Origin of the sequence: Nostoc cf. edaphicum LEGE 07299, from assembly GCF_015207245.1 — a bacterium.
GTDB lineage: Bacteria > Cyanobacteriota > Cyanobacteriia > Cyanobacteriales > Nostocaceae > Nostoc > Nostoc edaphicum_B.
Map to the genome: position 1 here is coordinate 1 of NZ_JADEXF010000208.1, position 6502 is coordinate 6502.

7 protein-coding genes are annotated in these 6502 nt (G+C 37.6%); 1 reads left to right on the plus strand and 6 read right to left on the minus strand.

Annotated elements, in window-relative coordinates; translation table 11 throughout:
• A partial coding sequence (locus IQ229_RS08340; RefSeq protein ID WP_194042835.1) for a hypothetical protein occupies nt 1–342 on the plus strand: 342 nt, incomplete at its 5' end.
• Between the two features lie 355 nt (nt 343–697).
• On the opposite strand, the gene IQ229_RS08345 is transcribed toward IQ229_RS08340, so the two are convergent.
• From IQ229_RS08345 to IQ229_RS08370, 6 genes are all read right to left on the minus strand, one after another.
• Nucleotides 698–1732, minus strand: a complete 1035-nt coding sequence (locus IQ229_RS08345; RefSeq protein WP_194042837.1) for an Npun_R2821/Npun_R2822 family protein — start codon at nt 1730–1732, stop codon at nt 698–700.
• Nucleotides 1733–1748: 16 nt separating this feature from the next.
• Nucleotides 1749–2639: an Npun_R2821/Npun_R2822 family protein gene (locus IQ229_RS08350; protein ID WP_194042839.1), complete on the minus strand. Its 891-nt coding sequence runs from the start codon at nt 2637–2639 to the stop codon at nt 1749–1751.
• 3 nt (nt 2640–2642) lie between these two features.
• The gene (locus IQ229_RS08355; protein ID WP_194042841.1) at nt 2643–3623 is read right to left on the minus strand and encodes an Npun_R2821/Npun_R2822 family protein; all 981 of its coding nucleotides are present in this window, start codon (nt 3621–3623) and stop codon (nt 2643–2645) included.
• 3 nt (nt 3624–3626) lie between these two features.
• A complete protein-coding gene (locus tag IQ229_RS08360; RefSeq protein WP_194042843.1) occupies nt 3627–4586 on the minus strand; it encodes a glycosyltransferase family 10 domain-containing protein in 960 nt (319 codons plus the stop codon).
• 17 nt (nt 4587–4603) lie between these two features.
• Nucleotides 4604–5845 carry a glycosyltransferase family 4 protein gene (locus IQ229_RS08365; protein WP_194042844.1) on the minus strand — a complete coding sequence of 414 codons (1242 nt, stop codon included), beginning with the start codon at nt 5843–5845 and terminating at the stop codon, nt 4604–4606.
• A gap of 68 nt (nt 5846–5913) precedes the next feature.
• On the minus strand, nt 5914–6502 hold a 589-nt coding region (locus IQ229_RS08370), incomplete at its 5' end, for a histidine kinase dimerization/phospho-acceptor domain-containing protein (protein ID WP_409339907.1).

Here is a 6502-nt window from a genome sequence, read left to right on the forward strand (position 1 = left end):
CTCTTAATTGTTGGCTTTTTGATAGCATTAACATCTGGTTTGGCATTATCTGGCACTTTGAAAGTAATTGTGCAGAACTGGTCAAGTGAACGAGCAGAAAATACTCAGCCACGTTCCTCACTGAAACAATTACTTGTACCATTTATCGGCATCACAGGCGGTACTTGTTTATTTATGTCTTCAGGCTTAGAGATATTTGGTTTTCCCTCATCCTTGGCTTTAGGAGTTGGTCTACCAATTAGTCTGTTTACTTGTTTGCTAGTTTGGTTGCAGTTGGGAAGTATGATGACCTTTATACAACGCGAAGGTATGCAATCTTTAGATTTAGATTCTTTTTCTTAGATGATTTCTGATGAAAAAAATACCTATGTTGACGAGTTTTGACTTCTCTGCGAGACGCTACGCGAACGCTCAAATCTCGACCACTCAGTTGGTTGAGCGAAGTCGAAACCAACGGCTATGGTAGTTTTATTACTAGAATTCACCTTAACCCTCTTTCAAGAAACACATTCGGCATAAATACTCACCGCTAAGAATGATGCTTTATTAAAAATGAGATCGTTATCTAGTGGTGAATAATTATTTTTTACTGAAATTTCATCATTCCAATATTTAATTGCGTTCAAATTATCTTTATTACCGATAAGTGGGCAATAGATAAGCAAATTAAACAACATTTTAGTCCGCTTTTGCTTAATTAGTTAGTCATTTTATCCTTTAAATTACGATAATTAAGCTTAATATTGTTGACTTTTCGATTGAAAAAACTTGTAGTAGTCTTTTGCAGACGCATTAGCGGACTCTCACGCCTAAAGCTTTTGGGTCTTTGTTCTGGTGAGTTTAAATATCTATAATGCAAAAATATATCTCGATATGGAATATCGACATCTTCACCAGCGCAAAGTTGAGTAAAGTGTGGTGAACTTATACTCATATAGTGCAGATATGTCAGCCGCCGTCCTTGGTCGTAAAGGATGTTATCTACCACATTAAATTGAGAACTCCAATGGTTGCCAGTTGCCTGTTCGCAGTCATGAAAAGCAAAGTTATAATAGGAAATTCCACTTCTCAATACCATGTAGTTAAATAAAGATTGGTCAGGCCCACCAAGAGCCATGACATCAGCTTCACTAGCCTGTAATTTGTCGAGTAGGTTTGCTAATGTAGCTTGAGAAAAAATATGTTTTTTAGTTGCAAACCAACCGGCGCAAAATATATGAGAATGCAATTTTTCTTGGTCAAAAATTTGCTGTATAAGTTCTGGTGAACCATCAAAAATATATTTCAATTCAGATTTATATTGAAAATCATTTGTTACCCAATCATATTTATCTAATTTTTCATATATATAGTCTATAGGCCCCATAAGAAGCGTATCTGCATCAAAATAAATAAATTTATCAAAGGGACCATCTAAACCACAAAGCTTACGATGCATTGGTAGACGATAAAGTTCTGGAAGCCCCCATTTTCGCCAAGTTTTTTGTGCCCTTGAGTGATTTTTCCAGACTTGGGTTGCAAAGTTATCCCAGTAAGCTATGGATACAGAGTCCTCAAATAGCGTCACATTATCTCTAGATGCAATCTCTGCCTTTACTTTGTCTAACTGCTCATTATATGGAATTATACAAATAGGAATTTTCCTACCAGCATTAGCTTCCATACTATTGAGTAACGCCACTAATTGGTCATAGACAACATCATTGGCTAGGATATAAATACCATCAATCATTGGGATACTCCTAATATTAAGTACGCGCAGAAACAAAAGGAAATAAACGGCGAGTCAGTTTGGGAATAAAGGCAAATTTACCCTCATGCAGATAGCGATAGTGTTCCCACAATTGCCAATAGGGACTACCAGTTTTCATCCGCGTACCAGCCCAGTGGAGATATTTGAGTCGTTGTCCTCGGTCATACAGGGCGTAATCTTGCTGTTGGAAGTTTCGCGAACCGGCCCAACTACCAGGCCCTCCCCCAGGAATTTTAACGAGATTTCCACGTTTAGAAATTAGTTTGAGGACAAGATAATTTAGAATTGGTTGGTCTGTAACTCCTTGAGAAAAATCGAAATATTCGCGATGTGCTGCACACTCGCGTAAAGCTTCATCCATTTGTTGTTCGGTAATAACTCCTTTTCTCGAAGCCCAAAAACCGCTGTTGAAAACATCTTGAAGTTGGGTATCGGAAAAAATTTGCTGCTCTTTCACAAAAGGGGAGAAAATATTTCGCAGCTTTTCATTAGCATAATGGTAATCACAGCAGAAGAAATCGACTTCTGAAAGTTTGTCCAAATTATCGGCAATTTTTTCAAAAACGACAATATCCGTATCAATATAAATAAATTCATCTAAAGGCCCAAACCACGCTACCAATTTACGCATTTTGTTGGGTAAGGCAAGGAAATTTCTGTCAAAAATTTCGCCGATGCGTTTGGTAAATGTATCAATAAGTTCTAAATCTGGGAAAATTTGGACGTTGTGTAGGGTAGCAAGCTGTTCTGCTACCTTGTGATAATTGTCATTAAAAGGTATGAGATAAATGGGAACTTCTGGGTCATAGTAACGAATGCTATTGAGCAGAGCAATAGCATTATCGATAACGCGGTCATTGGCAACGATATAAATACCACTACTCATAAATTATCCTTGTTTAATTAACTTAAGTTTTTGCAAAGCTCTGGTAAGTAAATTTGGTACTGGAGCGTCATTATAATTTTTAGGAGGACTGGTAAATACTGGACGCTTTTCTGGTTCGTGTAAGTAACGATAATAGAGAAATAAATCTCGATAGGGAAACTCAATATTTTCTCCAGCACAGACTGCTTGATTGATATTAGGAGGAATCCCAATGTAATGGAGATAAGTTAGTTGATTACCGCGATCGTAAAGAATATGTTCTCGTTCCTCGAAGTGTTTGGAGCTAGCAGAACATCCTGTTTTTTCATTATCTGGCAATTGCCAAGCAAAGTTATAAATAGAAAGATTAGACCTCATTACCATATAGTTGATTAATGGTTGTTCGCCAGCACCGCCATACAAAATTTCTGACTCACCATTTTGTAAATGTGATATTAACCAATCTCTTTTTTCCGAGTCAAATAGTCCTTGTTTGGCTCCATAAAAGCCTGAGCAAAATATTTCAGAATCAATGCGTTTTTGCTCAAAAACTTTTAGTAATTTGGGAGAATTAACATTATATATTTTACTAACGTCTGTAAATTGGAAATCGTAGACCACAAAATCATAACTATCTAGCTTTTCAAACACTGCTGCAAGTGGCTTCATTACCAAGGTGTCTGCATCTAAATAGATAAACTTCTCGAATGGCCCATCGAAAGCGCAAAAACGACGGTGAGCGCCATAAAGACGGGATTTACTCCGATTCAATCGTTCTGGGGCTGCTGCTAGCATAAATTGATCCCAGCGGTTGATTGATTCTTGGTCGTCATAAAGAAATACATTCGGGCGTTTAGCTATTTCATCAGCAATCCGTTGTGTCCGATCGTCAAAAGGATAGATACAAACAGGAGTTTCTGGGCCTAAAATAACATCAATACTGTTGAGCAAAGCCACCAGTTGATCGAAAACATAATCATTGCCAAGGGTACAAATACCATTCATAATTTATGAGTGTTTCTCAACAAAGTTTGATAACCAGTTAAGCAGGTTTAATTTGTGTAAAATGATTTGACGTGCTTCTGCGATCGCATCTTTGGCAGCATACCAAGCATCAGGTGTAGCTGTCACTTCTTGGATGTAGGCAATGCCTTTTTCATCTAAACTGGGCAACCGCAAAAAACTACCCGGTGGCAATAATTTATCAGCAGCTGGGCCACCATAATAAATTGGTAAACACCAAGCAAGTAAACTATCCCAAAGTTTCTCACTCACATACCAATTGTTATCAGCATAGTTTTCAATTGCCAAATTGTAATAGTATGGTGCCATGCCATACCATTTGTTACCTAGTTCTCCCGAACTGTTCGCCCATTCTGGTAAGTTACGCCCATACAAATCAAATTTCATCCCACTAGATTGCAAAGATTGTAAAAAATCTAAACGCTGGCGATGGTTGGCTGTGCGGCTAATTCCCGAAGTAATCCAACTACATGGGGCAACTTTTGGGGGCGGTGGCATTTCATTTAAATCTTGAAATGAATTTGAGTGATACCAAATAGCAGGCATATAGTCAGGAATAGGAGCAAAATCATCGGGGCCAGAAACGTAGCCGCAATACTTCTGGGCTTCTTGATAATTATGATTAGTTATTTTTACAACCTCATCTAAAGGCGGTTCTCTGAGCAAATAAATAATCCGCTCTTTATTGACACCACGCAGCAGAGATTCAACATTTACTACTGGTTTTTGCTGCGGTTTGCGAAAACTATCTAACCAAGATTTTTGTGGCGGTACTTGGGGAAAATCAAATTGATATAGCAACATAAAGTCTGGCTTTTGTGCCATTTTCAACATTTGGATGTTGTTCCAAACACCAAAGTAGTGCGGAGTTTGTTGCCATAACCAATCTTTATTTTTAGCAAGACCTGAATAGCTGCTAATCATGCCAACAGTTTTAATAGTCATAAATCTTATTTATTCGGTTAGTTTTCAGTTAATTTTTGTTCATTACATAAAATTGGTGGACGCCGATCTTCTTCTATGTAGCTTAATATTTTGGTAATTCTATTCTCCCAAGAAAATTGCTGGGCAAAATCTATACTAGCTGCATAACCCTCTATTTTTCTGGGATAGGTTTCTAAAGTATGTTGAATAGATTGGGCAAGTTTTTGTGGGTTATCTGGTGTACACCAACTGGCAATCAAAGGTGATGTTTTGAATTCCATTAAAGGTGGAATCTCAGTTGCAACTATAGGAGTGCCAGCAGCCATGTACTGAAAAAACTTAACTGGATTCGTGAAATCTGCTGATTTTCCAGCGCAGTGAGGATGAACCAAAATATCAGCTGCTTGAAACAAGCTGACTAATCGTTCTCGTGGAAGTATCCAGCCTAAGAATTTAACGTTTTCGACATTTTTATCTCTGGCTATTTGTTGATATGCTTGTACTTGCGCTTCTGTTCCTCCTGTGATGATAAACTGAATTTCTGGCAATTCTTTAGCAGAATCAATTAAGAGATCGACTCCTTTGAAAGGATACAAGGCGCCTGAATAGACAACTAAATGCTTACGTCCATTTATAAGCAATTCTTGCCGCCACGTTTCGGCTTCTTCGGGCTGTCTGATTAAAAATGATTGATTGAATCCGTTATGTAGCCAAACTACTTTTTCTGGTGGCATTCCATTCTCTATTAGGCTTTGCCGGATGGGTTCTGACTGAGTTATGGCTATTTTAAAATAGGGGCTGTGGATGATGTCTTGCTCAAATTTCCGGTCTTGAAAGTAGTGACGTTCATAGATTGTAGGAACTTTATTTTTGACTGCGGCTTTAACAAAATTCCAATCTCGCGTATGGACAACCTTGGTATGAGGCAGAATATGAACTGGTAAATAATATTTAGTTACTACTGTACTGGAGTTAGTAAATTTACCACCGATTTGATCGATAGGCCAAGGCATTGGCAATGCCGCAATTTTGAGCTTTTCTTGAACATCGTAAAATTCTATAAATTCTTTGCCGGGTTTTTTGGGTTGATAAGGATAAATTAACGATAGTAGATTAACAGAATAATTTTTTTTATCTTGATAAATTAAAACTGAGGAGTAGCCTAAGTTAGCTGCTGCGTTGGCACAAAGAACATCATGAATTTCGTGTGCTGTGTCCGGCTTTAATGATAGTTCTCCGGTGTAAAAAATATATTGATTTTTCTTTGAAGAATTTATCATTTTTTTTGGGGATGATAGGTTTTTAAAGATTGTGGTATAAGCATTTTTGTTCCTGACATTAACTAAAATTAAATTTTCTTCTCAAAAAGTTTTAATACATCTAATAGGTAAATAGCAGATTGATAAGATTCTGCAATTAGTAGATTTTGTTTTTGGGGTTCAGATTCTAATTTATCGGCTAGCAAGCGCAGAGAGCTAATCAGAGGATAGAGACGCGTGCGAAACTCATCCGAAATATGACTAAAGTTTTGATACTGGTTATGTTCATCTTGATTTTGATCTATATCTGACGATAACTGCCAGTTAATTTTCAGGTTAACCACATCGCTGAATAGATCGATGGCGTTGAGAACTCTTAAAGCTGAGTTGTATGATTGGTCAATTAATTCCTGGCGCTCTTGGGAATTGTCTACTAGATCGTCAACTAATAGTCCCAGGAAACCAATCATTGAGTTAAGCCTTGTACGCAGTTCGTGAGAAATGCGGTTAAAGCTAGGATTAGTTTTGGTGGAAACTTCAGTCTGATCGGCAAATTGCATTGAGTACAGGCGTGAGTAGTAACCACCTTTTTGTAAAAGTGTTTCATGGGTTCCCACTTCTACCACCTGTCCTTGATCTAATACGGCAATTTGATCGGCTTTTTGGACTGTGGAAAGG